Consider the following 24,467-nt stretch of genomic DNA (forward strand, 5'->3'; position numbering starts at 1 on the left):
GATACCGCGGCATCGCGCGACCGTGCGTTCATTGCAGTGCGCCGCCGGCGGCTTGCGCGCGATAAGCCCGCCAGCCGCCGTAGCGCGTGATGTCCTGCGCATCGTCGAGCGCCACGCTCTCGCACAGGAAGCCCTGCACGCGCGAACCGTCGGCGAGTGTCAGCGTGCCGATGCCGAGCGGGGCAGCAATCCCGGCGACGAAGCTGCCGTAAGCCTCGACCGGCATCTCCCAGACCTCGACCGCGATCGGCGCGCCGCCTTCCGGCACGCGCACGAGCCCCGGTTTGGCGACGCCGCCGCTTGCGTCGGCGGACAGCGCATAGAGGCGGTAGGCCGGCGCGGTCGTGGTCGCGGCGACGAAGCGCGCGCCACGCTGCGTGAGCTGCCCGTTCAACGGCTCGCCGCGCAGATGCGCGCCGACGACGGCTACCCGCACGACACCCGCGGCTGCGACACGCGCCGACATCGCGGCCGCAGGCGGCGGAACGTCGTCGACGGCAGCCGCGCCATCGCCCCACGCATGCGCGAGATCGAGCAGCCGCGCATCGTCGTGCGCGCGGCCGACGAACGTGATCCCGAACGGCAAGCCCGCATGCGGCCCGGTTGCGCACGTGCCCGCCGGCACCGCGATCGCCGACAGGTCGAGCAGGTTCACGAAGTTCGTGTAGTAGCCGAAGCGCGAATTGATCGCGATCGGATCGGCTTCGAGCGCATCGACGGTCGCGGTCGTCGCCGAGGTCGGCATCACGATCGCGTCGAGGCCGTCCCACGCGCGGGCCGCGGCGACGCGCAGTGCGGCAAGCCGGTCGAATGCGGCGAACGCATCGGCGGCGCTGAAGCGCGACGCACCGCCGACGATCTCGCGAATCACCGGATGCAGCGCATCGGGTTCCCGCGCGGCGAATGCGCCGATCGCGGCCAGCCGCTCGGCGACCCACGGGCCGTCGTACAGCAGCCGCGCGGCGGCCAGGAACGGGCCGAAGTCGATCTCGATGACCCGCGCGCCGGTCGTGCGCAGTCGCTCCAGCGCCGCGCCCCACGCCGCACGGTACGAGTCGTCGCCGAAGAATTCGAGCTGATCGGCTCGCGGCACGCCGAAACGCAATTGCCCGAGCGGGCGTGCCGGCTGCGCGCGCAAACCGTCCGCGCCCAACAGCGGCTGCCACGCGCGCCCGTACGGATCGCCTTCCGTCACGCCGTGCGCGGCGGCGAACACGGTGCGCGCGTCGTCCGCCGAACGCGCGAACACCGACACGCAATCGAGCGACCGGCAGGCCGGCACCACGCCGAGCGTGCTCAGCACGCCGCGTGTCGGCTTGAGCCCGACGAGCCCGTGAAACGCGGCCGGCACGCGCCCGGAGCCGGCCGTGTCGGTGCCGAGCGAGAACGTCGCGACGCCAAGCGCGACCGCTACGGCCGACCCCGAGCTCGATCCGCCCGACGCATAGCGCGGATCGAGCGCGTTGCGGCACGCGCCATAAGGCGAGCGCTGCCCGGAGAGCCCGGTCGCGAATTGGTCGAGATTGGTCTTGCCGACGGGAATCGCGCCGGCCGCGATCAGTCGCTCGACGACGGGCGCGCTGCGCGCCGGCGTGTACGCGTAAGCGGGGCAGCCTGCCGTCGTCGGTATGCCGGCGAGGTCGATGTTGTCCTTGATCGCGAACGGTACGCCGTAAAGCGGCAACGACGCGATGTCGCGCCCGGCGAGCGCGTCGGCATACGGTATCATCTCGTCGCGCGTCAGCGGCCGGATCCACGCATGGTGCGGGTCGCCCGCGTCGAAATGCGCGGCGATCGCGTCGACGAGCGCATGCGGCGTCAAACCACCGGCCGCGTAGCGCGCGCGCAGCGCGGCGATCGAGTGCAGCCCGGGCAGAATCGAGCGTTGTGTCGTGCTCATGCGACCTCCTCGGCAGCGCCCGCCTTCATCACCATCAACCGCTGGCCGGCCACCACCGCCGCGCCGGGCGCGCAATCGATCGTCTCGATCGTGCCGTCTTCCGTTGCCGTCACCGCCACCTCCATCTTCATCGACTCGACGATCGCGACGACCTGCCCTTCGGTCACGCGCTCGCCGGCTTCCACCAGCACCTTCCACACGCTGCCCGATACGTCCGCGGCAATCGCCCGCTGCGTGCCGTCGAGCGCGGCCGCTGCCCGGTCCGCTTGCGCGTCGCCCTGCTCCGCGTCGCCGACGTATTCCGCATGGCCGGCCGCACGCCACCGCTCGCGCTCCGCGTCGAATGCTGCCTGCTGCGTTGCCTTGAACGCGGCGATCGAATCCGCTTCATCGCGCAGGAAGCGGTTGTATTCGCGCAGATCGAACACGGATTCCTCGATCTTCAGCGTCGCGCGGCCCGCGATGAAATCCGCGCGCAACGCATTCAGCTCGGCCTCGCTGACTTCGTAGAAGCGGATCTCGTCGAAAAAGCGCAGCAGCCACGGCTTGCCGGCCTCGAATTCGCGCGTGGTGCGATGGCGATTCCACATCTGCACGGTTCGGCCGACGAATTGATAGCCGCCCGGCCCTTCCATCCCGTACACGCACAAATACGCGCCGCCGATGCCGACCGCGTTCTCCGGCGTCCAGGTGCGCGCGGGGTTGTACTTCGTCGTCACGAGCCGGTGCCGCGGATCGATCGGCGTCGCGACGGGTGCACCGAGGTAGACGTCCCCAAGCCCCATCACCAGATAGCGCGCGTCGAACACGATGCGCTTCACGTCGTCGATGCTCGGCAGACCGTTGATGCGCCGGATGAACTCGATATTGCTCGGGCACCACGGCGCATCGGGCCGCACCGACTGCATGTAGCGCTCGATCGCGACGCGCGTCGACGGGTCGTCCCACGACAGCGGCAGATGGACGATGCGGTTCGGCACGCGCATGTCGGCCACGTCGGGCAGCTCGCGTTCGGCGGCTTGCAGATGCGCGAGCAACGAGGCCAGCGGCAGCGTCCGTGCGTCGAACTGCACCTGGAGCGAGCGGATGCCCGGCGTCAGGTCGAGCATGCCGGGCAGCCGGTGCGCGTCGAGCCAGCACATCAGGGCGTGCACGCGAAAGCGCAGGTTCAGGTCGAGCACGAGCGGCCCGTATTCGACCAGCACGTTGCGATCGCCCGAGCGCCGGTAGACGACGCCGATGCCGCCGCCGGCCGATGGGTCGCGATGCAGCACGCAATCGCCGGATGCGGCAGCGGCAACGTCGCTCGCCGACTGCACGACCGCGGCGGCCGATTTCCCGTCCGGCATCCCGGTCGACACGCCCGCGCGCACGAACCGCACGGTGTCGCCCGGCCGCAACTGCCCGAGCTTCCACAGCTCGTCGCGCACGACCGTGACCGGACACACGAAGCCGCCGAGGCTCGGCCCGTCCGGGCCGAGAATCACCGGCATGTCCCCGGTGAAATCGACGGCGCCGATCGCGTACGCGTTGTCGTGGATGTTCGACGGATGCAGCCCCGCCTCGCCGCCGTCCGCACGGGCCCATTGCGGCTTCGGGCCGATCAGCCGCACGCCGGTGCGGCTGGAGTTGTAATGGACGGTCCACTGCGTGCCGTACAGCATCGCGATATCGTCCGGCGTGAAGAAATCCGGCGCGCCATGCGGACCGTCGAGCACGCCGAGCGTCCACGCATGCGTCAGCGCGGGCAGATCGGCCGCGGCCAGCGCCGCGCCGGCGTCGCCGCGCCCGGCGTCCGCGTGCAGATGCAGCACGTCGCCCTTGCGCAGCGCACGGCCGGCATGGCCGCCGAACTGGCCGAGCGTAAAGGTCGCCTTGCTGCCGAGATAGTCGGGCACCTGCAACCCGCCCTTGACGGCGAGACACGCGCGCACGCCCGCGCCCGTCACGCCGCCCAGCTTGAGTATCGCGCCCGGTCGTGCGCGCACGACCTGCCAGAACGGCGCCGGTTCACCGTCGAGCGTGGCCGCGAGCGGCGCGCCGCCGAGCACGAACAGCGTCGCGGTATTGAAGCGCAGCGTCGCGCCGACCATCGTGAATTCCAGTCCGGCCGCGTCGCGCGCGTTGCCGAGCAGCGCGTTCGCGAGGTCGAACGCGCGATCGTCCATCGGTCCCGATGGCGGCACGCCGACGCTCCAGTAACCGACGCGCCCGGGCGCCTGCTGCACGGTGGTCTGCACGCCGCCGTCGAGCACGTCGATCGTGTGCGGCGCGAACGCGAAACGCGACAGGAAGGCCGTCGTCGGCGCGCCGCGCGCGAACGTGTCGGAGCCGACGACGGCACGCAGGTAGTCGAGGTTGGTCTCGATTCCGTACAGCTCGGTACGGTCGAGCGCGGCACGCAGCGCGGCCAGCGCATCGCGCCGCGTGTCGCCGCGCACGATCAGCTTCGCGAGCAGCGGATCGTAATGTGCGCTGATCTCCGTGCCGGCCTCGATCCAGCCATCGACCCGCACGTTTTCGGGAAACGCGACGTGCGTGAGCAGCCCGGCGCTCGGCTGGAACTGCTTGTTCGGATCTTCCGCATAGAGCCGCACCTGGATGCTCGCCCCGCGCGGTGCGACGGCGAGCGTGTCGAGCGGCGGCAGATCGCCCTCAGCCTGCAGGATCATCCATTCCACGAGATCGACGCCCGTCACTGCCTCGGTCACGCAATGCTCGACCTGCAGCCGCGTGTTCACCTCGAGGAAATAGAACCGCCGCGCGGTCGCGTCGAACACGAATTCAACCGTGCCGGCCGACGCGTAGCCCACCGCGCGCGCGAGCCGCACCGCACTTGCGTGCAGCGCGTCGCGCTCGGCATCGGTCAAGTCGGGCGCGGGCGTTTCCTCGATCACCTTCTGGTTGCGCCGCTGCACCGAGCAATCGCGTTCGCCGAGCGCGATCGCGCCGCCGCGGCCGTCGCCGAAGATCTGCACTTCGATGTGCCGCGCGTGTTCGACGAACTTCTCGAGATAAACGCCCGCATGCGCGAAGTTCGCGCTGCCGAGCCGCACGACGGATTCGAAAGCCGCGGCGAGTTGCGCGGCATCGCGGCACAGCGACATGCCGATGCCGCCGCCGCCCGCGGTGCTCTTCAGCATCACCGGATAGCCGATCGCGTCGGCTTCGGCGAGCGCCGTTGCCACGTCGTCGAGCAGCCCGGTGCCCGGCAGCAGCGCGACGCCGTGCGCGGCAGCGAGTTCGCGCGCGGTGTGCTTGAGGCCGAACGCGCGCATGTGATCGCCGCGCGGCCCGATGAACCGCAGGCCCGCCGCTTCGCATGCGTCGGCAAAGCCGGCGTGCTCGGACAGGAAACCGTAGCCGGGGTGCACGGCCTGCGCGCCGGTCTCACGCGCAGCGGCGAGGATCGCCGCGACGTTCAGATAGCTGTCGGCCGCCGGTGCGGGGCCGACACGCACGGCTTCGTCGGCGAGCACCACGTGGCGCGCGTCGCGATCGGCATCCGAATAGATCGCGACCGATGCGATGCCGAGGCGCTCGAGCGTGCGGATCACGCGGCACGCAATTTCGCCGCGATTCGCGACGAGGACTTTAGCGAATCTCATGTTGCCTCCCGCAGGGCCGCGCCAAGGGGCGTAGCGGGGAATTCGCGGAGCATCGCTCCGCGCCCGCGCAGCCGGCCGGCTTTGCAAAGCCGGCCGTGGATGGCAACGGCGCCCTCTGGGCGCGGCGAACGAGTCGATCCGGCGTCGCGCGTCGGTGCGTGCTCCGGTCCCATGCAAAGCCGGTGAGCGTGACGATCATTCATTCGGCCTCCCAAATCATGAGGCGCACGGGCGTCGGGTTGTAGCCGTTGCATGGGTTGTTGAGTTGCGGGCAGTTCGAGATCAGCACCGTGACGTCCATCTCCGCACGCATCTCGACGTACTTGCCGGGCGCGGAGATGCCGTCCTCGAACGTGAGACCGCCGAGCGACGTGACGGGCACGTTCATGAAGAAATTCACGTTACCGACCAGGTCGCGCTTGGTGAGCCGCGCGCCGGCACCGCACGTGCAGTGCGCGATCGCGTTGAGGAAGCTGTCGCGGCAGTTGTGCATGTAACGCTTGTCGAGCGCATAGCGCACCGTGTTGCTCTCGGCGGCGCAAGCGCCGCCGAGCGTGTCGTGGCGGCCGCACGTGTCGGCGACGATCGTCGCCATCGGGTTGCCGCGGTTCGACACGAGCACGCTGCCCGCGCTCAGGTACAGGTTGCGCTGCGCGCGGATCGTGTCCTGCGCGCTGTAGCGCTCTTCCGTATCGTCGGTGCGGTAGAACAGCGTGTCGACGGCCTGGTTGCCTTCCAGGTCGAGAATGCGCAACGTCTGTCCGCGCTTCAGGTCGTGCAGCCACGGGTCGCCCGCATTCAGCGTGATGTCGTGGATCGCTGCGCGCGGGTCGAGCCGGCTTTCGATGATCGGCATGGTCTCGCTCCTCATGCGAACAGACGGTCGGTGTTGGCGAACCCGCGCGTGTTCTCCGCGCATGCGCGCCGGCACGGGTCGTCTTCTGGCGCCGCGCCATCGGCCGGATACGCGCGATACGCGATCAGCTTCACGGCTTTCGGCGCGTAGTCCGGACGCGGATCGAGCGGATGCGGCGCGGTAGAAAACGCCGCGAGCGTATTCATCTCGAAGCGCAGGTCGAACGTGCTGCCGGCCGGCGAATGTCCGGCGACGAATTCGAGCGTGCCGTCGTCGCGCGTGGCCAGCTTGCTGAAGAAGTTGACGTTCGCGGCGAGATCGCGCGCCGACAGGCCGTATTTCGCGAGCTCGAGCACGAGGCTGTCGCGGCCGTTGCGGATCATCGCGTTGCGGTCGGCCTGGTACGACGTCGTGCCGTACTTGTGCGCGAACAGCCGCGCATCGCCGACGCCGCCGAGCGGATCGTGCCAGCCGAGCGTGTCGGCCGTGATCGACGCGATCACGCGCCCCATGTCCGTATACAGCGCATGGCCGCGCGTGAGATGCGCGGTGTGCTGCGCCTTCAGCGTGTCGGCCATGTTGTAGCGTTCGAGCAGGTCTTCCTGGCGATGAAAGACCGCGGACAGGTTCGCGCCGCCGTCGACATCGACGATGCGCAGCGCGAGACCGCGGCGCAGGATGCCTGACCAATGGGTTCCGGCGGGAATCAGCGTTTCCCACGCGACGTGTGGCGGTGGGGCAAGGACGGCTTGGGGGCTCGGCGACATGGCGGCTCCGGGGTCGGTTGGACAAAGGGCGTGAGAGGGCGACCGAACGACATCGGGACCTCCCGGGCTTTTATCCCTCCGTGGAGCCTCGCCGTTTCCTCGTATCGAGGCGAAGGCAAGACCGGATTGCTCTCGGACCAGGCATCGCGCGGCGCACGCCGCACGACCGGAACCCTAGCGATCCTGAAGATGATGCAAATTGCTTCGCACCTCTCGAGCATCGAACAAGCGAGTTGCGTGCCAGCCGCCGTCCAATGACCGTACGACGCGGCCCGGCGGCGCGATGCCGCGCGAGATGCGAACGGCGGACGCATTCGCTTGCCCTCGCGGCGGGCGCGCGGCGCACCATGCGCACGCAACCGCGCACCGGCGCAGTGCGCATCGCGGGCTCGCGCACCGCGCGATCCGCGATGGCATGGGCATTGCTGAATCCGTGCACCTTCACCTCGTCGCCGATCCTTCATGAACAAGCTCGACCTGCTCCGGCGCGTACTGCACGCGCTGTTCGCCGTCCGCTTCATCGAACTTCAGCGCCCCCTGCGCCGCCGTTGAATCGCATTGCCGCGCGACGTTGGCACGCTTCTCGCTCGGCATGACGCCGAGAGGTGCGGCGGCGTCGCATCTTAGGGGTGCTAGGGTTCCGGTTCGTCGAACGTCTGGTCCGAGAGCAGCCCGGCACGCGTTCATCCTGTCGCGAGACCGGATGCGCACGTGCTACACGGCGGGACAAAAGCCCGGGAGATTGGCGATGGCAACGGCCGTCGCGCCTCTCCGTGGCCGCTTCGTTCGCTCCGCATCCGCAGGAACCGGTCACGCGGCCGGACCGTGTGCGCGCGCACAGTCCTATCGACGATCCCGATCCCGGTCTCCTGGAGAACAACGATGACCCGTCCCGCCCCGGCGTTCCGCCGCCTGCCGTCCTTCCGTTTCATCCGCCACGCATTGGGCGCCGCCGCCGCGGCTGCCGCGTTATGGGCGGCGCCTGCCGCGCAAGCGGCCGCGCCGCTGAAGATCGGCTACAGCGACTGGCCCGGCTGGGTCGCATTCCAGGTCGCGCTCGACAAGGGCTGGTTCAAGGAGGCCGGCGTCGACGTCGATTTCGAATGGTTCGATTATTCGGCGTCGCTCGACGCGTTTTCCGCAGGCAAGCTCGACGCGGTCGCGGCGACCAACGGCGATGCGCTCGTGACGGGCGCATCCGGCGCGAAGAACGTGATGATCCTGCTGACCGACTATTCGGCCGGCAACGACATGATCGTCGCGAAGCCGCCGCTGCGCACCGTCGAGGCGCTGAAGGGCAAGAAGATCGGCGTCGAGCTCGGTTTGGTCGACCACCTGTTGCTCGAAACCGCACTGCGCAAGCACGGGCTCAAGGACAGCGACGTCACGCTCGTGAATGCGAAAACCAACGAACTGCCGCAGGTGCTCGGTTCGTCGGCAGACATCGCGGCGGTAGCCGCATGGCAACCGAACGCCGGCGAGGCGTTGAAGCGCGCGCCGGGTTCGCGCGCGATCTTCACGTCGGCGGATGCGCCGGGGCTGATCTACGATGCGATCACCGTCGCGCCGGCGAGTCTCGCCGCGCGCCGGGCCGATTGGGCGAAGGTGGTCAAGGTCTGGTATCGCTGCGTTGCGTACATCAACGATCCGAAGACGCAGGCCGACGCAGTCAAGATCATGTCGGCGCGCGTCGGGCTCGCGCCGGCACAATACCTTCCGCTGCTGCAGGGCACGCACTTGCTCGACGAAGCGGCCGCGAAGCGTGTGTTCCGCAAGGGCGACGGGCTCGATTCGATCTACGGCTCGACGCGCAATGCGAATGCGTTCAACGTGCGTAATGCCGTGTACAAGCAGTCGCAGGACGTCGACGCGTATATCGATCCGCGGTTTACCGACGCGCGTTGACGGCAACACGTTCGCCTGCGCGGGGACGCGCCGCGCAGGGGGACAACTCCGGTGCACCCGCGTGGAAGAACAAGCCGTCGTGGTATCAGATTTCGAGCGAGGACCGGATGATCGCGCCTGCGAACCAGGAGCACATGTCGGGTCGGCTGGGTGCACGTAAAGTCATCACGCTTGCAACCAGTCATGCGTCGTCGGCATCGAAAGCGGTGGAGGTGGCCGATCTAATCGACGAAGCAGCAAGCGCTACGGCCGCATAAGGGCATCATCGCGACATAAAGGCATAGCCGACATCTGGCGCATCACATTGACTTGAACAGATGTCGGCGGCGAGCCGCCTAGATTTCCTGGACAGGGCCGAGCGTGAATGTTCGCTCTTTGAAGATGCAATTGTGAGTGTCTCTTCCTGGCCGAAGTCGAGCGCATCGCCGGGTGCCCGAACGCTTCGAATGTGGATGCTGCGTCATGCGTCAACCGACCGCCGAGTCAACAGAACGAGTGCCATCTACACTGACGCGTATTCAACGACGCTCCGTAATCGAACCCTCAGCGTCAACTGTCCCAACGGCGCCGATGGCGCCGCCAACGGAAATCGGTCCACGTGCTTCCAGATCCCCGTGCACGGTCAGCGGGCCATGCACGGTGAGCGGACCGTGAAACGTATTTTCTCCCTGACGTCTGCGTATGGCATGACCGTCGGGAGGAATCCGTTCAATCGAGGCCGCGGTGACCGGGCCGCTGGCGGAGATGTCGCCGGCCACCGTCAGCGAGCCGTCGACAGTAACCGGCCCGAGGACGACGAGCGATCCGTCGACGCTGAGTGGCCCCGTGACGACCGGCTCGGCATGCCCTGACGTGACGAAGACAGAGGACGCCAGCAGAACCGCGCCCGCCATCGCGCTCCCTGCCCGCCTCGATGCCATGCTCTTTCCTGGGGCCAGATTGAAGCATTTCACATGTCCTCCTGCCCGGTGTCTACTTACGCGAGCGCCAGCGGTCCACTGACTCGCGACGGGCGGCTGCCGCTGAAGCACGCCCGGGCGCTATTGATCCAGTCTAGTCACGGAGTTGGCGAGTACAAGCGGCATCGGCGCGATAGCGCGACGCGCGCGATCTGCGACTGAACGTCTGCAGTGCACCGGGAAGCGACCGGTTGAGCGTTTGCCGGCGCACGCCGACGAATGACGGATATGACCGAGCGAGCATCTACAGGCGACTGGCTCGGTGCTACCCTGAGCCGTCCTTCAAGCTCGCCTCTAGGCAGCAGTGGCCTGAACAAGACGCAAGCCCCATCCAGTTTGCAACGTACCGTCTTCGCTTTGCATGGGCGCGAACGCCGACAACAGTTCACTTTTGAACTGCGCGCGCGCCGCTTCCGACATCCGGTCGGCATCGTAGGTATCCAGCATGTCCAACCACAGCTGCTCGGGTGTAGGCGTCCAGTCGATTTCGATGTCTTCAAAAGCCACATCAACAAAATCGGGCGTTAGTAGTTCTTGCCAACCCGCTTCACTGCGTGTGCGCACGTCACCGAGTCGCAACTCCGTGAGCTGAGCCTTCGCGATTGGCCTGAAGATGTCCAAAAAGACTTCGCCGACCTTGCCAGTCAAAAAGCTCCGCCCGACGATAGCGGAAAAGCTGCCGCCGTTACGCAATACCCGGCGAATCTCTCGAACAACTTGTTCGATATCGTCCATCAACATGAGAGCCATGTGCGACAGCACGTAGTCTACCGAGCCGCTATCGAGCGACATTTCTTGTGCACGCTCGTTGAGCAACCGTATTTCGCGCGGCAATAATCCCCGAGCCACGCTTAACTCGCCATCGCTGATGTCTATGCCAATTAGCTTTGTTGCCGAATGTCCCCTGTCGTTCAGAATTTGCAGCAATGGCCCATCACCACATGCCAGATCGAGCACAGTCCGCGACATCGCTTCATTCGGTACACGATCCGCCAGTGCGTGATAGGAAGAGGGGTATGCTGCCTGCGCAGATCGTGCAGGTCGATTACCATAAGCTCGACGCGTTGCTCCTGCCCGGCGACGGTGAAAATCTTTCAAATATATTTCTGCATACGAGGTCATTCTTGCGCCATTTGATTGTTCGCTAGTTGGGAATACTCGTGACTCTGGAGCCTGAACTCCAGGCGGATTGTCGACGAACCAGACCACGATGTCGAACGTCTCAGAATGGCCGACTGTCGACGTAGACATTCGGTTGTCGCCAGCGCAGGGCGGGGCTTCCCCGCCTCCTCCCCAAAAACTCGGCCGATCGCGGATCTAGCGACTATCCAGCTTCTCTAGTCCTCGTGAATCGTACGTGTAGCGCAAACGGGCGATGCCGTAGCCTCTGCGGAAAACGTCGGTTCTCGGAAATTTCTCGCAGTATTTCGTCTATCTCGTCGTCAACGGCCAGGCCTTGCTCCAACCAACCGATCGCGAAGTCACACCAATATGGAGTTGCCCATCGTAGTCCAGCGACAGCGACGTCGCGCGCAGAATCGATGTTCGAAGCGAACGCCGACAAGGGATGTTCAAGTGGCTTGACTATTGAGGGTAAATTCATCTCGGATTTTGTTCAACTTGGCGGGGAGACGTCGCATGCAAGGTAATTCTGATCGATTGTCGTCAATATAGGTGTCCACGTCGGCCGACCGCTTCCATCGCCTACCAACTTCGGCCACTCAGATGTCCGCTCGGCAGAGGCATCAGTCTATCGAAAATCAAGTTTTACAGAGTATTTAACACTTCCTCTAAGCGTCCGTTTGCGAACGTTAGAAAGTTTCCGCGACCATAGATCCAACCATCGATGGAGCCTCTTGGTGATGGTGTGTGAAACACCGTGACTGGCTTCCCCCATTCTGATGCAAGCGCTTGTTGCTCGGTCATCCCGAAGAAAACATGGGATGGTTTGGTTGGGTCTGGCCCCAGTGACGAGCTTTTATTGGCACCTCCCTCTTTTTTCCCTTCCACATTTAATATGCGTGGATCTTCTTCGAAAATTTCGAAAGGCCGCTTCATCTCACCCGTAGGTTCATATTGATGGATATTAAACATCGTATTATCTAACCACTTCAATGTTCCGTCCGCAAAACGCACCTGATACGTTCCGTCATCGGAGTCAGGCTTCGCCGAGAGCTTAATCACCGTAAATCTCTCGGCGTTCTTTACCGTGATGCCATGCGCAATACTATCCGCCGTATTCTCGTTGGCAAACCGGACAAACTGATAGGTTGAGTTCGCCGCCGGACTCACCCAGTAAGTTCTTCCTACTCGGCTTTGCAGACGCGCTTGGCCCTGCTCGGTGGCACGATCTTGATGCTGTGCGAACATGTGTAGCCCGCGGAGTTGCAAGTAGTGACCAACTGCCAGCAGTACAAAACCAATGCCCAACCATTTATATTTGCGGCCCATCGCTACCCCGTCATTTGTCGGAAATCTATCGACCAGCATCGCAACGATTCTATCTACGAAAACTTACAATTCAGAGCGTATTGGGAGAGGCGGTTAGACGGCTATAAGCGGTCGTCCGGCGGATCGCGGTCCAAAGGACAGACGCGGGTCGCACTGCGTCAGTATGCTCCCCGATCTAACCGCTCGTAAGCAGTCGCCTGAATTCTGCGCCCTGAAAGCGGTCAGTCGGCAGTGGGTACTCCCGACCCGGAGCGGTCAATCCACCCTTTCCTAAAGTGGCCGCACGGGCGTTCCAGTCCGGCTCTTCCGGAAATCATCAAGTGTTCCGAGCTTCTCAGTGCAGGACGCCACTGTAGCGGCACGTCGAGCAGCGGGCTTTGAGGCCAATTCATCCACCGCAATTAAGAACTCGAAGGCCTTGTCATTCTCACGAGTCACACGGAATCCAAGCTTGCGATGGAAAGCGATAGACAATCGGTTGGTTTTGTAAACGTGGCTTCTAAACTCACCGATTCCTCGTTCGTTCGCAAGAGCGGCTATCTTTGCGAGTAGCTCGCTCATAACGCTGTACGTTCGGTGCAGAGGGTGCGTACCAAATGCGCCAACGAACCAGCACGCTTCTGCGTCTGGTCGAAGCATTGCATAAGCAACGAGCCTGCCCTCCCGTCGCACTGAACATACTTCATTGACCTCCAAGGCTTTTTGCAGCTTTACCCGGTGCTCGTTCATGTCGAAGGCATCGCCCGCCTGTTCTGTGTGGGCACGTAACGTCAGCGAGTCGAGCATGAGGAGTTCGTCAACAGACGGCAGCATGTTAGGAGATCCGTGCGATAAAGGGACATTCCAGGAGCGCCCTTCGAATCAAATTTGTCGCCAATTCATGTCGGTTCGTCGAATGCCCGCTTCTGGCCGACGTTGGACATTTCGATATGGATTGTGGCGCGGCGTAGTCGGCGTTGATCAAAAGTATGCTGGGTCGAAGAATTCGGGATCGGCTTCATCAGGCGGGGAACCCAGTCGATCACGAAAGCATTGGCCGTGGCAAAACCAAACCTGCGATTTTCGAGGTCCCTCAGCAGTTGTAACGCAGACCTCGCACGGATCAGTTTCGGTCTTCTCTATCGACTGCCCGCAAAAGCAGCATGGTCCCCAAACGATAGCCATAAGCGCTGAGAATCTCCGTAAATTAGCATTGACACTCCCAACGGAGAGTCGCGACCAAGGCAATGACAGGTCGATCGTCAACGATCGAGGCAACCCCGTCGACTGTCCGTTCATGGCCAGCTGCAGCCAGACGCGTTCCGCTGTAGCCCCACAAGGGACAGTCGAGATTGCAGAAAGCGGACGTTCGTGCCCTCGCCTGACTCCGCGTAGCCCGCGATATGGAGCTTGCGACTGTTCCTAGTCGCAAGCCGCGTCGGCATTGGAGCACTACACAAGCCCTTGAGCGGTCATCGCCAACAACAGTCGTTCAGCGCCGATGCCGAAACCGGCTCCCTCCTGATATGCACCGCCACCAACCACTTGCTGTTGTGCTCCGAGTTCGGTACAGCGCATTTCGAAGCCCCGACCATTCAGATAGTAGCTGAGGCCTCTGCGGGCCGAATCGTCGATTTCATAGCGAAGGCCGAGTGAATCGAAAAAGCCGATCGCTACTTCCTGGCTGCGTTTGACTGCGGCTTCCGGTTTGGGGCAGAGATACTCGAATCCCAGTTGGGAGAATTCGCGGTAGCGACCGGCTTGAGGTCGTTCATAGCGGTAGCATCGAGCGATATAAAACAACATCCGCTCCCGTTGTCGGCCCAGCAGCTCGCTGCATCGCTCCTGGAACAGGGCCGTGGCCTCAGGAATCAGGCAGCAAGCGCGTCCCTTCTTATCGGGAAAGGCCCACATCTGGCCGATGATCTCGCTACCCCCGGCTTTTTGAATGAATGTATCTTGCGACCACAACGCCGGGACAATCGCCTCCTCCGCTCCAACCTTAATGAAGATAGCTCCGGAATTGAGTTTCCAGAGCGCGAATTTGTGCGGCTTCCTTGCCAACGATGAAGCGTGTTCCGCGAATCATGCTCATGAGAGTCCTCCTCAAGGTAAAAAATAAAAAAGGCGCCGTAGGCGCCTTGGTCGTTTGTACAGGAAGGGGGAACTGCAATCCCGGAAATCCTCCTATGGACGTAACGAATCACGGCGCATCAAGTGACGACCGTGATGATGATGGGATGGGTTCGGGACGTTACGGAGTTCCATGCCGGCCATATTGGCACATTAATTCTGATTTGTGAACCGATCCACGAATCGACCTTTTCACTCGTTGCTCCCGCAACATTGTCATCAATCCAGTCGCAGTAGTCGAAGGGCAGTTCCTGGCAGGACAACAGCCTATCGCCATCCCCGATCGCAAGCCAGCTGACAAACCTCGAGCGATCGCATGCGGACCACCGCGAACTCGTCGGCAAAAGCAACTTTTCGCGGGCACTCGATCCCACCAGCAGCAAACAGCCACACCCTCCACCCGAAACGATCCAGCACCACCCTCCCACGAGCCTCCGAGCGGACCCGCCCGAAACCAATACATCCCCGGCCCCCGCTCCCCGCCTCACACACCTCTCGGCAGCCGCACCGCGAACACGGTTTCCGCCCGATCGGAACGCGCGTCGATCCGGCCGCGATGCGCCTTGGCAATTTCGTTGGCGATGAACAAGCCGAGTCCCAGGCCGGCATCGTCACCCGTCCTTTCCGAACCATCCGCTCCGCGCTGGAGCGGATCGAAGATGCGGTCCAGCGTGAGCCGATCGATGGCCGGGCCGTTATTGCCGACCTCGATGAGCACTTCCGCGCCGCTCGCCTCGGCCATCACCCGCACCGGTGTCCCGGCCGCGCCGTACTTGACGGCATTGCTCACCAGATTACTCAACAGTTGCTGCATTCGCTGATCGTCCCATTCACCTCGAAGATCGCCGCTCATATCGAGCGTAATTTCGCGATCGGGATGACCTGCCCGCAATTCGTCCACCACATTGACGAGCACGTGCGCGAGATCGATCTTGCGGGGAACGACGTTGATGCCCAGTCCGAGCTGGGTTCGATTGAAATCGCAGAGATCCTCGAGAAGGCCGTGCATGCGGGCGCCGCTTCTGATCAGGCGCGCGGCTGCTTCCGATACCTCCTCCCCTGCATTGAGCGCGGCGAGATACGACGCCGTGACCAGGATCGTCTGCAGCGGCGTGCGCATGTCGTGGCCCAGCATGCCGAGGAGCAAGTTGCGAGCCTGCTCGACTTCTTCGGTAAAAAAGGCGACGGATTCCGCCAGCGCTTGATCGATCGCCTCGTTGAAGCGAATCACGTCGTCCAGATGGGGCACGCCCGGCCGACACTCGTCGATCCACAGGCGCAGCACACTGGCGCGCAGCGCCCGATACTCGGCTGCCAGCTGGTTGATGTTGAAGCCCCGCCGGGCACGCAGGGTGGCATGAGTCTCGGCGGCCGTCTCTCCGGCATTCACCGGCTCGGGCGCGTGCCCTAGCGATTTTAGGCGTTGCGCTTCCCTCGTTTGCGGCGTCGCGATGTCCTTGGCGACGGCAGTCAGAATCTCACGCGCGTGATCGCGTAGCCCGATCGAGTTCATGTTCCTCGCGGCCGGTAACAGGGTGGCAGCGAACGCTTCCCACTGCACCAGGATCGGTTCCATGTTCCGTACGATGAAATCAGCAAGTCGCATGTCGCTCCTCACAACGGAATGAACGATGGACACTTCGGTCGAACCGCACGATATCACGTGAATATCGGTGTCAGCCGGCGATTCGATCGCCGTGGTCGTTTCCGCCCGCGCGGGCGGAGAGCGTCGAAGCAGCTTCGATCGATCGCGCGCCCGCCTGCCGCTGTCGAGCGCCGATATCCGGCGCCTTTGGACGATATGCTACTGAATGGCCGGTCGCAACAGGGCCGAAGCGACCTTCGATTCGCACACACGTCACGCCGGGCAGCTAGCATGACCGACGATCGGTGCGACGCCGTTCGATTGCCGCGGCACCGGCAGCACGAACCTTGCGCCGCGCTCGTTCGACTCTCATCCCGACGCCGGATTCGGCCGCATTTTCCTGCCACGGCCGGCCGCCGGCACGAAACTGCATATGCCCAGGAAAAAATCCAGCCTCTGGTTGCGGCCTCTCGACCTGTTTGCCATCGCGACCGGCGCGCGCCCGAAGAAGCCGGTCGGCAGGTCGCGGCCGGCCGTCAAGAAGGCGACCAAAAAGGCCACCCCGCGGACCGCCAAGCCCGCCGCCACCGTCCGTACCGCCGGACGGACCGGCTCCACGCACGGCGCGCGCGCCCCGTCGGCCAAGCCGCCGCCCGGCACCTGGCTCCGCTCGTTTCATTCCGCCGGCCCGAGCGCCGGCCGGCTCGTGAACCATCTTGCGTACGCGCTGTATCTCCCCGTCGCCCCGGCGGCCACAGCGGGCATGCCGGCCGTCGTGATGCTGCACGGCTGCAAGCAGACCGCCGAATCGTTCGCCGCGGGCACGCGCATGTGCCGTCTCGCGGAGCGGTCCGGGTTCGCCGTGCTGTTTCCCGAGCAGGCCAAGACGGCCCATGCGCATCGCTGCTGGCACTGGCATGGCGACGCGACCCAGTCCGAAGCCGCGGCCGTCGCATCGCTGGTCGACGCCATCGTGCGGCGCCACGGCTTCGATCGCGACCGGATCTACGTGGCCGGCATGTCCGCAGGCGCCGGACTCGCCGCGGCGCTGGCGATACGGTATCCCGACCGCTTCGCGGCGGTCGGCCTGCACTCGGGCCCGGCCCTCGCGCCGCCGTCGTCGACGATGGCCGCGATGAGCCTGATGCGTCGCGGCATCCGCGACGATCCGATCCAAGTGCTCGACGCGTGCGCCGACGTCGCGTCCTATCCCGGCATGCCGGCGCTCGTCGTGCACGGCGCGCTCGACACGGTCGTGACCGACCGCAATGCGACGCAGCTCGGCATCGCGTTCGCGCGACTCAACCGGCTCGTCGACGAACACGGCGCGATCCGCGTCGGCGAGCAACGCCGCTACGCGCAGGACGAGGCGGACTACATCGATTATCTGAAGCGTGGACGGCTGGTCGTCAGGGTGTGTGTCGTTCGCGGGCTGCGGCATGCATGGAGCGGCGGAGATCCGGACGAGCCGTTCCATTCCGCCACGGGGCCGGACGCGACCGCGATGTTCTGGCATTTCTTTCGCCGTCAGCGCCGCAAGCGATCGGCGTGACACACGGCGCCCGCGACCGCTCGCCGTCATGGCGTCGTGTCGTCACGCCCGTTGCGCCAGCGCGACCGCGTTCGTGCGGTCGGCCGCACGTCGAACCGGCAACCGTATCCGGAACGTCGTGCCGCGCCCCGGCTCGCTGGTCACGTCGATGGTGCCGCGATGACGCTCGACGATGCCGTGCGATACCGACAGTCCGAGCCCCGTGCCCTGCCCGACCGGCTTCGTGGTGAAGAACGGATCGAAGATCCGCCGCGCGACGTCGGGCGTCATGCCGGCGCCGGTATCGCTGATCGCGATCGACACGTGATCGCCGTCGCTCGACGTGCGGATCGTGATCACGCCGCGCTCCGGAATCGCCTGCGCCGCGTTGACCAGCAGGTTCATGAAAACCTGATTCAGCTGCGACGGCAGGCATTCGACGTGCGGGACATCGCCGTAATCGCGCACGATATCGGCCTTGTACTTGAGTTCGTTGTGGACGACGTTGAGCGTGCTCTCGAGGCCCGCATGGAGATCGACCACGCTCCATTCGTCGCTGGCCGGGCGCGAGAAATCGCGCAGGTCCTGCACGATGCGCCGCACGCGTAGCGCGCCGTCGATCGATTCGTCGATCAACATCGCGATCTCGTCCCGGACATAGTCGAGATCCGCCGCGCGGCGCACGGCCGTCAACGCGTCGCGGGTGGCGGAGTCGAGCTGCGGCAGCACGGCTTCATGTGCGGTGATCACGTCGAGCAGGCTGCGCACCCACGTCTTCAACGTATTGAGGTTCGCGCTGACGAAGCCGATCGGATTGTTGATCTCGTGCGCGACGCCGGCCGCGAGCTGGCCGATCGACGCGAGCTTTTCAGACTGCAGCAACTGGTCGTGCGTTTCCTCGAGCGCCTGCAGCAAACGCCGCTGTTCGTCCTTCTCCTGTTCGAGCAGCGCGTGCGCGGCCTTGCGTTCGTCGATCTCGGCCGCCATGTTCTCGCGCGTGCGTTGCAGCATCCGTGTCGTTTGCTCATAGCTATGCAGCGCGCGTTCGAGTTCGCTCGTTCTCACCCGCACGAGCCGTTCGAGCGTGTCGGTCATCCCGCGCAGGAAAGTCGTGCGCGCATCGAAACGGCACACCAGCAGCGTGACGACCAGCGTCGCCATCGTAAACAGCGCGACCGTCGTCGCGAGCCACGGCGCGTCGACCCCGTTCGCGGCGCCGCACCGCGCATCCGGCGCGAAATGCGCGGCCGCCATCGCCGTGTAATGCATGCCGGTAATCGCGATGCCCATGACGACGGCCGCGCCGATGCGTTGCGCGGTCGCATGGCGCGCCTGCTGCATGCGCAGCGCCTGCGCGATCCACAGTGCGGCCGTCGACGCGATCACCGCGATGCCGATCGATGCGGCGAACAGCGCGGCATCGTAGCGAATGCCGGGCTGCATGTGCATCGCGGCCATCCCCGTGTAATGCATGCCCGCGATCCCGCCGCCCATCAGCGCGCCGCCCGCGCACAGCCGCCACCAGGCGAGCCGTGCGCGCGTGACGACGTTCAGCGCGAAATACGATACGAGCACCGCGATCGCCAGCGATGCGCCGGTTTCCTGCCATGCATAGCCGAGCGGCACCGGCAACGAAAACGCGAGCATGCCGACGAAATGCATCGACCAGATTCCGGTGCCCATCGCCGCCGCGCCGCCGCCCAGCCATGCGCGCTTGAGCTTCGGATCGTCGAGCAGCGAGATGAACGCGGCGAGGTCGAGCGTCGTATAGGACGCAAGCGTCGCGATCGCGAGCGACAGCAGGACGAGCGGAACGTTGTAGATGCCATGCATGATCGGACGCCCCGAACGGGTTGAATGCATCGCCGCGGCGCGGGCGGTCGCGCGCCCCGCGGCGATCGGGCCGGCGTTTCGACGTCAGGCCGGCGGCGCGCCTGCGTGGGGTGCGTGCGGCTGCCCGGCCGGACGGGCCAGCACGAGAATGTCGAACGGCGTGCCCTCGCGCGTCTCGAAGCGGCGCACGAGCTCGATCTGGTGCGCGGACATCACGCTGCCTTTGGTCATCAACAACACGCCGCGATGCGTGCGCAGATCGTCGGCGAGCTGCATCCCCTCGCGCAGTTGAGCCGACCGGATTTCCGCGACGGACGCCGCGATGCCGAGACTCGCCGGATCCCGCATCAACTCGACGAAGCGCGCGACCAGTTGCGGGTCGTAACGCACGCTCGCCTGCGAGCGCAACACGTCGATCGCCTGTTCGATCGAATGCGGCGCACCGATTTCGCCGTTGCGCAGCCCTTCGAAGTCGCGCGCGATCGCGACGATCCGCGACCCGACCGGGATCGCGTCGCCGACCAGGCCGTCCGGTGTGCCGCGGCCGTTGAAGCGCTCGTACTGGTGCAACACGATCGACGCGACCTTGTGCAGCTGCGCGACCGGCGTGAGCACCATCTGCGCACGCAACGGATGCTCCTGAAACATGCGGTGCTCGTCCGTCGTCATCCGCGCGAGCGGCTTGTGCAGCAATTCGTCCGGCAGCGACAGCTTGCCGATGCCGTGCAGCAGCCCGGCGAAATAGACGTCCTGCGCATGCAGCTCGCTCATCCCGGCCGCCAGCGCGAGCCGTCGCGCGATTTCGCCGACCCGCATCGCATGCCCGCTCGCGGCCCCGCAGCGCAGCTCGATCATGCTCGCGCACACCTGGACCATCGCCGTGAAACTGCTTTTCAGGTCGCTTTGCGCCGCCTCGAGAAACATCACCGTCTGGCCAAGCTCTTCGGTGCGCGCGCGCACCTGCGTTTCGAGGTCCGTATTGAAACGGCGCAGCGCTTCGTTCTGCGCCTCCGTCAGCGCCGCCAGCCGGGCCGCTTCGCGACGCAGACGGCGCTGCTCCAGCGCCTGCTCGATGGTCAACAGCAGGTCGTGATCGTCCCACGGCTTGTTCAGGTAGCGATACACGCCGCCTTCGTTGACGGCCTGCATGACCGACGCGATCTCCGCATAGCCGGTCAGCAAAATGCGCATCGTGTCCGGGTACAGCCCCCGCGCGCGCGCCAGGAATTCCGCGCCGCTCATGTGCGGCATCCGCATGTCGGACACGATCAGGTCGATTTCGGTCGACGCCAGGATCTCGAGCGCGGCCTCGCCGCTGTCGGCGGTCACGATGTCGTAGCCGGTGGGCCGAAACACACGCCTGAGCGCCGACAGCACGTTCGGTTCGTCGTCGACCAGCAGGATCGACGGGGCACGGTCTGCGTCGCCGGATGCCGCCGCGCTGTCGGACGTTTCGAGCGGCACGGCATTCGCGTCGTTTGTTGCAGATGTCGTCATAATCGGCCTCGGATCAATTATTTACGCTCTCTCTGCAACATCGGCCGGCTCCGCATTTTCCGCATTGGTGGAAACGCTAATGCGCGCGTGTCTAGTTCAACCGGCCTGCATCGCGCGCACGCTATGTCGTCGACGCACCGGGTTCGCGCCGGTAGTAGATGTCCCACTCCGCTTCGTCGGTTCGCACGAAGCCGTGCTGTTCGTAGAAGCGGTTCGCGTCGCTGCCGCGCAATGCGCCGACGCGAACGGGCATCCGGTGTGCGTCGGCTTCGGCAAGGATCTCGCGCAGCACGGCGGCGCCAATGCCCCTCCGCTGATGCGCGGGCACGATGTACAGGTGATCGAGCAACCAGTGATCCGCCATCGGCCGAAGCGTGTAGAAGCCCGCACGCGAATGGTCGACTTCGATGAAACGGCAGAGCGCCGGATCGAACGACACGAGAAACCGGTCGCGCGCACGCTGCGGATCGAAACGGCCGATGCGTTCGAGGCTGTCGCGCATCGCGGCGATGCGGATCGCGACGAGGGTTTCGGCGTCGGCGTGCGTGACGGGGACGAAGGTCGGGGTCATGGTAATCAGGTTGGCGAAATGCACGGGAAGGCGAGCGCTCGGCTTGGCGGTGCGGCGCCACCCGGGCATCGAGGATGATGCGCTCTCCTTCGGGCGGCTCGATGCGTCGCGCTCGCGTGCCAACTCGCGGCGTCCTCGCTCGAAGGAGATCTCAGCGCCGCGCGCCTCTCCTGATCGGAGGGCGCGGAGCAAGCGAACCGATTCAATCGGCTCAATGAATAAAAAGCGCTGACCGATGAACTGGCCAGCAAATCGGTCCTGGCGATCCGAGGTTGAGTGTGCCAGGACCACATGCATCAGACGACGTACGCGTGCAGACAGATGGACATGTCGAACGATCGGTCACGCCGATCGTGGCGTTCCGGCTCGAGCCCGCGCACAAACTGTGATCGCAGTTCAGGCCGGGCTAACCGAAGCGATCATGTCTGCACCGACGTCCGTCAACCTGAACGCATCGACTGCCTTCGGCACGTCCCATGTTGCGATCATCGCGTCGGTCGGCAGATAGTCGGGATCGGCCGACGCGACCCCGGCCCACATGCCCTGAGACACCCGTCTGCCATGGAGATAAAAGTGCAGCTCCCGGCCGGCGCGCTCGCACGTACACTTGATTCTCTCCACCGATCGGCCCAATCCTCGAATCCGTGCGACCTGGTTGCGATCCAGCTCGAACGTGGCGCTCATCACCCCATCGCAATCGACAATGCCGATCATGTTGCTGTCATCGGTGAATGTCCACGACGGATGCGGCGTGCCTAAACGCAGCATGAAAAAATCTGCGGATTCCGAACCAACCATCATGTTTCTCCTGCAATGATACGTTGCTCTACCCACTACCACTCGATCAACACGCTCGTTCATCCAACCCGGTCCGCGCCGCGCCCGGATGCCCGAGCGGCCGCACGCCGGCGCCTCGCACTGGGCACGCGCAACGCCGAAACGCGCGGCGCCCGGCGGTTTCGACGCACCTACGCGCTGGCCTGACGCGTCACGGTCTCCGCGGCCATACTGTCCGAACCGGAAAGCCTCACCGCAACGGCCGCTGCCGCCGTGCTTCCGTAGACGTTGAGGGCGGTTCTCCCCATGTCGAAAAAGGCGTCGACGCCCAACAGCAGCAGTACCGCATCGGCCGGCAAGCCGATCGACGTGAGGACGATGGTGATGGCCACGATCGCCCCGGAGGGCACATTGGCCGCTCCGTCGATGGTGACGATCGTCAGGATCAGAATCGTGATCACCAGCGGCCAGGACCAGGCAAGGTGATAGGCGTCGGCCAGGTAGCCGACCGCGAGGGCCGTATAGAGCACCGCGCCGTCGCGATTGAAAATATATGCCAGAGGCAAGATCGTGGACGCCACGCCGTAAGGCACGCCCAGTTCGACCAGCTTCTTCAGGTGCAGCGGATAGGTAATTTCGGACGAACGCGTCGTGAAACCGAGGATCAGCGGTTCCCTCACCTTCCTGAGCACGGCAAGCGGCGACTGACCGGCGACGCGAATGACGATGGTGAGTACCACCGCCAGCACCGCCATGCCGAGATAGGCCACGCCCAGCAGCTCGACGAGCGAATGCGCGCCCGCGAAGCCCTTGGCCGACAACAACTGCGCGATCGCGGCGAAGATCGCGAGCGGCGACCATGCGATCACCCACTGGATCATCTTGAACAAGCCCGACAGCAGCGCCTCGAAAACGGCGATCGCGGGCTCGGCACGCTCCGGGGCAGCCGACAATGCCGCGCCGAAAATGACGCCGAACACGAGCACCGGGAGAGAATTCCCTGCGGAAAGCGCGGCGACGATGTTGGCGGGGATCAAATCGACGAGAAATTTCGTCCAGTCGATGCTGGACGCGAGCGCCGCGGGCATCGATCCGGAGTGCGTCATGCTCGCCCCGAGACCCGGTCGAAACACGAAGTTGAGCAGCAGCCCGAACGATGCGGCCAAGCCCGTCATGCAGACGAAGAAGCCGATGCTGAACAGTGCGACCTTGCCAAGCCGCTCGCGAAGCCTGCCCGCACGAAAGACCCCGACCGTGACCGACAGGAAGATCAACGGCATGACGACCATCTTGATCGCGTGGCCGAACATCGTGCTCAGAAATCCCAGCTTCGCGGCAAAGCCCGGCGCAAACACGCCGCAGGCAGCGCCCAGCACGAGGCCGCCAAGCATTTGCATCGGAAGAGAAAGCCCTTTATTTTTCGTGTTCATGCCGCGCCTTTAGCAGTTTTATCCGTGCCGGCGTACCGTCAACGATGTGATTCCACATATGCTGACGCGCAAGCTCGCCGTCGTTCGCTTCGATTGCGTGAAAGATGTGCAAGTGCTCGATCGTGCCGCGCCGGACGGTTTCGGCGTCGCCACGCGGGAGTTCGTTCAGGGCCAAGGTCTGAGCCCGCAATAGACCATACGCCGATGAGATTCGCGCGTTCCGTGCGGCAGCAAACAACTCTTGATGAAACACCCAACCGATACGCTGTTCGAGCATGATGTCCGAAACGTCCTGGTCGACCAGTTTCCGCATTTTTTCCGCCGCCTCGCGAAGACCTGCCGTGACACCCGATCTCGCGGCAAGAAACGCTGCGGTACTCTCCAGGGCCAGCCGCATTTCAAAAATTTCGCGCAGATCGCTGGTCGTCGGCGACGCGACATAAGTGCCGCTCTTTTCGATCACGACGACCAGCCCTTCGGATTCGAGCAAATGCAATGCGCTGCGCACCGGCATTTGGCCGAAACCCAGTTCGTCCGACAGGCCTCGGTGGGATACTTTCTGCCCAGGCGCAAGACGACCGTCGAAGATCCTCGATCGAATCTCGTCGTAGGCCAGTTCTGCATCTGTCGAGACTTTCGACGTCATCTGTGATCGCAGTTAGCGTATGATTCAAAAAAGAAACTG

The 24,467-nt window shown here is 64.6% G+C and carries 18 protein-coding genes, 1 pseudogene and 2 riboswitches; of the genes and pseudogenes, 3 read left to right on the forward strand and 16 right to left on the reverse strand.

Going from position 1 to position 24,467, the window contains the following annotated elements:
* Positions 1 to 28: 28 nt before the first annotated feature.
* From atzF to WS54_RS31620, 4 genes are all read right to left on the reverse strand, one after another.
* A complete protein-coding gene (gene atzF, locus WS54_RS31605; RefSeq protein WP_059780705.1) occupies positions 29 to 1,900 on the reverse strand; it encodes an allophanate hydrolase in 1,872 nt (623 codons plus the stop codon).
* Positions 1,897 to 5,508: an urea carboxylase gene (uca, locus tag WS54_RS31610; RefSeq protein WP_059780704.1), complete on the reverse strand. Its 3,612-nt coding sequence runs from the start codon at positions 5,506 to 5,508 to the stop codon at positions 1,897 to 1,899. Before uca ends, atzF begins: the two co-directional genes overlap by 4 nt.
* Positions 5,509 to 5,707: 199 nt before the next feature.
* Positions 5,708 to 6,364: an urea amidolyase associated protein UAAP2 gene (locus tag WS54_RS31615; protein ID WP_059780703.1), complete on the reverse strand. Its 657-nt coding sequence runs from the start codon at positions 6,362 to 6,364 to the stop codon at positions 5,708 to 5,710.
* An 11-nt stretch (positions 6,365 to 6,375) separates the two neighbouring features.
* Positions 6,376 to 7,131 carry an urea amidolyase associated protein UAAP1 gene (locus tag WS54_RS31620; protein ID WP_059780702.1) on the reverse strand — a complete coding sequence of 252 codons (756 nt, stop codon included), beginning with the start codon at positions 7,129 to 7,131 and terminating at the stop codon, positions 6,376 to 6,378.
* A gap of 57 nt (positions 7,132 to 7,188) precedes the next feature.
* Positions 7,189 to 7,320: riboswitch (guanidine-I (ykkC/yxkD leader) on the reverse strand.
* 432 nt (positions 7,321 to 7,752) lie between these two features.
* Positions 7,753 to 7,874, forward strand: a riboswitch (guanidine-I (ykkC/yxkD leader).
* Positions 7,875 to 8,013: 139 nt separating this feature from the next.
* Here WS54_RS31620 and WS54_RS31630 point away from each other — a divergent pair.
* Positions 8,014 to 9,036, forward strand: a complete 1,023-nt coding sequence (locus WS54_RS31630; RefSeq protein WP_034209009.1) for an ABC transporter substrate-binding protein — start codon at positions 8,014 to 8,016, stop codon at positions 9,034 to 9,036.
* Positions 9,037 to 9,074: 38 nt separating this feature from the next.
* Positions 9,075 to 9,293: pseudogene (locus WS54_RS34315) on the forward strand (alpha/beta hydrolase); the annotation flags it as partial.
* 261 nt (positions 9,294 to 9,554) lie between these two features.
* On the opposite strand, the gene WS54_RS31640 reads toward WS54_RS34315, so the two are convergent.
* The 6 genes from WS54_RS31640 to WS54_RS31660 form a co-directional block, all read right to left on the reverse strand.
* Complete coding sequence (locus WS54_RS31640; protein ID WP_236872822.1) at positions 9,555 to 9,989, reverse strand: hypothetical protein; 435 nt, start codon at positions 9,987 to 9,989, stop codon at positions 9,555 to 9,557.
* A gap of 300 nt (positions 9,990 to 10,289) precedes the next feature.
* Positions 10,290 to 11,246 (reverse strand): class I SAM-dependent methyltransferase, encoded by a 957-nt coding sequence (locus tag WS54_RS31645; protein WP_236872823.1) that lies wholly within the window; start codon positions 11,244 to 11,246, stop codon positions 10,290 to 10,292.
* Between the two features lie 516 nt (positions 11,247 to 11,762).
* Positions 11,763 to 12,485, reverse strand: coding sequence for a hypothetical protein (locus WS54_RS33820; RefSeq protein WP_159086716.1), 723 nt, complete (start codon positions 12,483 to 12,485; stop codon positions 11,763 to 11,765).
* 231 nt (positions 12,486 to 12,716) lie between these two features.
* Positions 12,717 to 13,232, reverse strand: a complete 516-nt coding sequence (locus tag WS54_RS31650) for a GNAT family N-acetyltransferase (RefSeq protein ID WP_236872824.1) — start codon at positions 13,230 to 13,232, stop codon at positions 12,717 to 12,719.
* 645 nt (positions 13,233 to 13,877) lie between these two features.
* A complete protein-coding gene (locus WS54_RS31655) occupies positions 13,878 to 14,489 on the reverse strand; it encodes an ATP phosphoribosyltransferase regulatory subunit (protein WP_059780699.1) in 612 nt (203 codons plus the stop codon).
* 553 nt (positions 14,490 to 15,042) lie between these two features.
* Positions 15,043 to 16,164: a sensor histidine kinase gene (locus WS54_RS31660; RefSeq protein ID WP_059780711.1), complete on the reverse strand. Its 1,122-nt coding sequence runs from the start codon at positions 16,162 to 16,164 to the stop codon at positions 15,043 to 15,045.
* A gap of 412 nt (positions 16,165 to 16,576) precedes the next feature.
* On the opposite strand from WS54_RS31660, the gene WS54_RS31665 reads away from it, so the two are divergent.
* The gene (locus WS54_RS31665; RefSeq protein WP_059780698.1) at positions 16,577 to 17,695 is read left to right on the forward strand and encodes an extracellular catalytic domain type 1 short-chain-length polyhydroxyalkanoate depolymerase; all 1,119 of its coding nucleotides are present in this window, start codon (positions 16,577 to 16,579) and stop codon (positions 17,693 to 17,695) included.
* A 42-nt stretch (positions 17,696 to 17,737) separates the two neighbouring features.
* Here WS54_RS31665 and WS54_RS31670 read toward each other — a convergent pair whose 3' ends face one another.
* From WS54_RS31670 to WS54_RS31695, 6 genes are all read right to left on the reverse strand, one after another.
* Entirely contained in the window at positions 17,738 to 19,507 is a 1,770-nt protein-coding gene (locus tag WS54_RS31670) for a histidine kinase (RefSeq protein WP_059780697.1), read from the reverse strand.
* An 84-nt stretch (positions 19,508 to 19,591) separates the two neighbouring features.
* Positions 19,592 to 21,004 (reverse strand): HD domain-containing phosphohydrolase, encoded by a 1,413-nt coding sequence (locus WS54_RS31675; RefSeq protein WP_059780696.1) that lies wholly within the window; start codon positions 21,002 to 21,004, stop codon positions 19,592 to 19,594.
* A 121-nt stretch (positions 21,005 to 21,125) separates the two neighbouring features.
* Positions 21,126 to 21,575: a GNAT family N-acetyltransferase gene (locus tag WS54_RS31680; protein ID WP_059780695.1), complete on the reverse strand. Its 450-nt coding sequence runs from the start codon at positions 21,573 to 21,575 to the stop codon at positions 21,126 to 21,128.
* A 396-nt stretch (positions 21,576 to 21,971) separates the two neighbouring features.
* Positions 21,972 to 22,376 carry a hypothetical protein gene (locus tag WS54_RS31685; RefSeq protein ID WP_059780694.1) on the reverse strand — a complete coding sequence of 135 codons (405 nt, stop codon included), beginning with the start codon at positions 22,374 to 22,376 and terminating at the stop codon, positions 21,972 to 21,974.
* A gap of 167 nt (positions 22,377 to 22,543) precedes the next feature.
* Positions 22,544 to 23,782 (reverse strand): dicarboxylate/amino acid:cation symporter, encoded by a 1,239-nt coding sequence (locus WS54_RS31690; RefSeq protein ID WP_082725049.1) that lies wholly within the window; start codon positions 23,780 to 23,782, stop codon positions 22,544 to 22,546.
* The gene (locus WS54_RS31695; protein WP_059780692.1) at positions 23,766 to 24,428 is read right to left on the reverse strand and encodes a GntR family transcriptional regulator; all 663 of its coding nucleotides are present in this window, start codon (positions 24,426 to 24,428) and stop codon (positions 23,766 to 23,768) included. The genes WS54_RS31690 and WS54_RS31695 overlap by 17 nt, the downstream gene beginning before the upstream one ends.
* Positions 24,429 to 24,467: the final 39 nt, after the last annotated feature.

Origin of the sequence: Burkholderia sp. NRF60-BP8 (genome assembly GCF_001522585.2) — a bacterium.
In the GTDB taxonomy this organism is placed as follows: domain Bacteria; phylum Pseudomonadota; class Gammaproteobacteria; order Burkholderiales; family Burkholderiaceae; genus Burkholderia.

Bases quoted from the DNA above. Each gene is read 5' to 3' on its own strand.
- WS54_RS31615 (WP_059780703.1), bottom strand. From the start codon at position 6,364: ATGCCGATCATCGAAAGCCGGCTCGACCCGCGCGCAGCGATCCACGAC.
- WS54_RS31695 (WP_059780692.1), bottom strand. From the start codon at position 24,428: ATGACGTCGAAAGTCTCGACAGATGCAGAACTGGCCTACGACGAGATT.
- WS54_RS33820 (WP_159086716.1), bottom strand. From the start codon at position 12,485: ATGCTGGTCGATAGATTTCCGACAAATGACGGGGTAGCGATGGGCCGC.
- atzF (WP_059780705.1), bottom strand. From the start codon at position 1,900: ATGAGCACGACACAACGCTCGATTCTGCCCGGGCTGCACTCGATCGCC.
- WS54_RS31670 (WP_059780697.1), bottom strand. From the start codon at position 19,507: ATGCATGGCATCTACAACGTTCCGCTCGTCCTGCTGTCGCTCGCGATC.
- WS54_RS31660 (WP_059780711.1), bottom strand. From the start codon at position 16,164: ATGCGACTTGCTGATTTCATCGTACGGAACATGGAACCGATCCTGGTG.
- WS54_RS31675 (WP_059780696.1), bottom strand. From the start codon at position 21,004: ATGACGACATCTGCAACAAACGACGCGAATGCCGTGCCGCTCGAAACG.
- WS54_RS31620 (WP_059780702.1), bottom strand. From the start codon at position 7,131: ATGTCGCCGAGCCCCCAAGCCGTCCTTGCCCCACCGCCACACGTCGCG.
- WS54_RS31645 (WP_236872823.1), bottom strand. From the start codon at position 11,246: ATGTCTACGTCGACAGTCGGCCATTCTGAGACGTTCGACATCGTGGTC.
- WS54_RS31690 (WP_082725049.1), bottom strand. From the start codon at position 23,782: ATGAACACGAAAAATAAAGGGCTTTCTCTTCCGATGCAAATGCTTGGC.
- WS54_RS31630 (WP_034209009.1), top strand. From the start codon at position 8,014: ATGACCCGTCCCGCCCCGGCGTTCCGCCGCCTGCCGTCCTTCCGTTTC.
- WS54_RS31680 (WP_059780695.1), bottom strand. From the start codon at position 21,575: ATGACCCCGACCTTCGTCCCCGTCACGCACGCCGACGCCGAAACCCTC.
- uca (WP_059780704.1), bottom strand. From the start codon at position 5,508: ATGAGATTCGCTAAAGTCCTCGTCGCGAATCGCGGCGAAATTGCGTGC.
- WS54_RS31685 (WP_059780694.1), bottom strand. From the start codon at position 22,376: ATGATGGTTGGTTCGGAATCCGCAGATTTTTTCATGCTGCGTTTAGGC.
- WS54_RS31650 (WP_236872824.1), bottom strand. From the start codon at position 13,232: ATGCTCGACTCGCTGACGTTACGTGCCCACACAGAACAGGCGGGCGAT.
- WS54_RS31665 (WP_059780698.1), top strand. From the start codon at position 16,577: ATGCCCAGGAAAAAATCCAGCCTCTGGTTGCGGCCTCTCGACCTGTTT.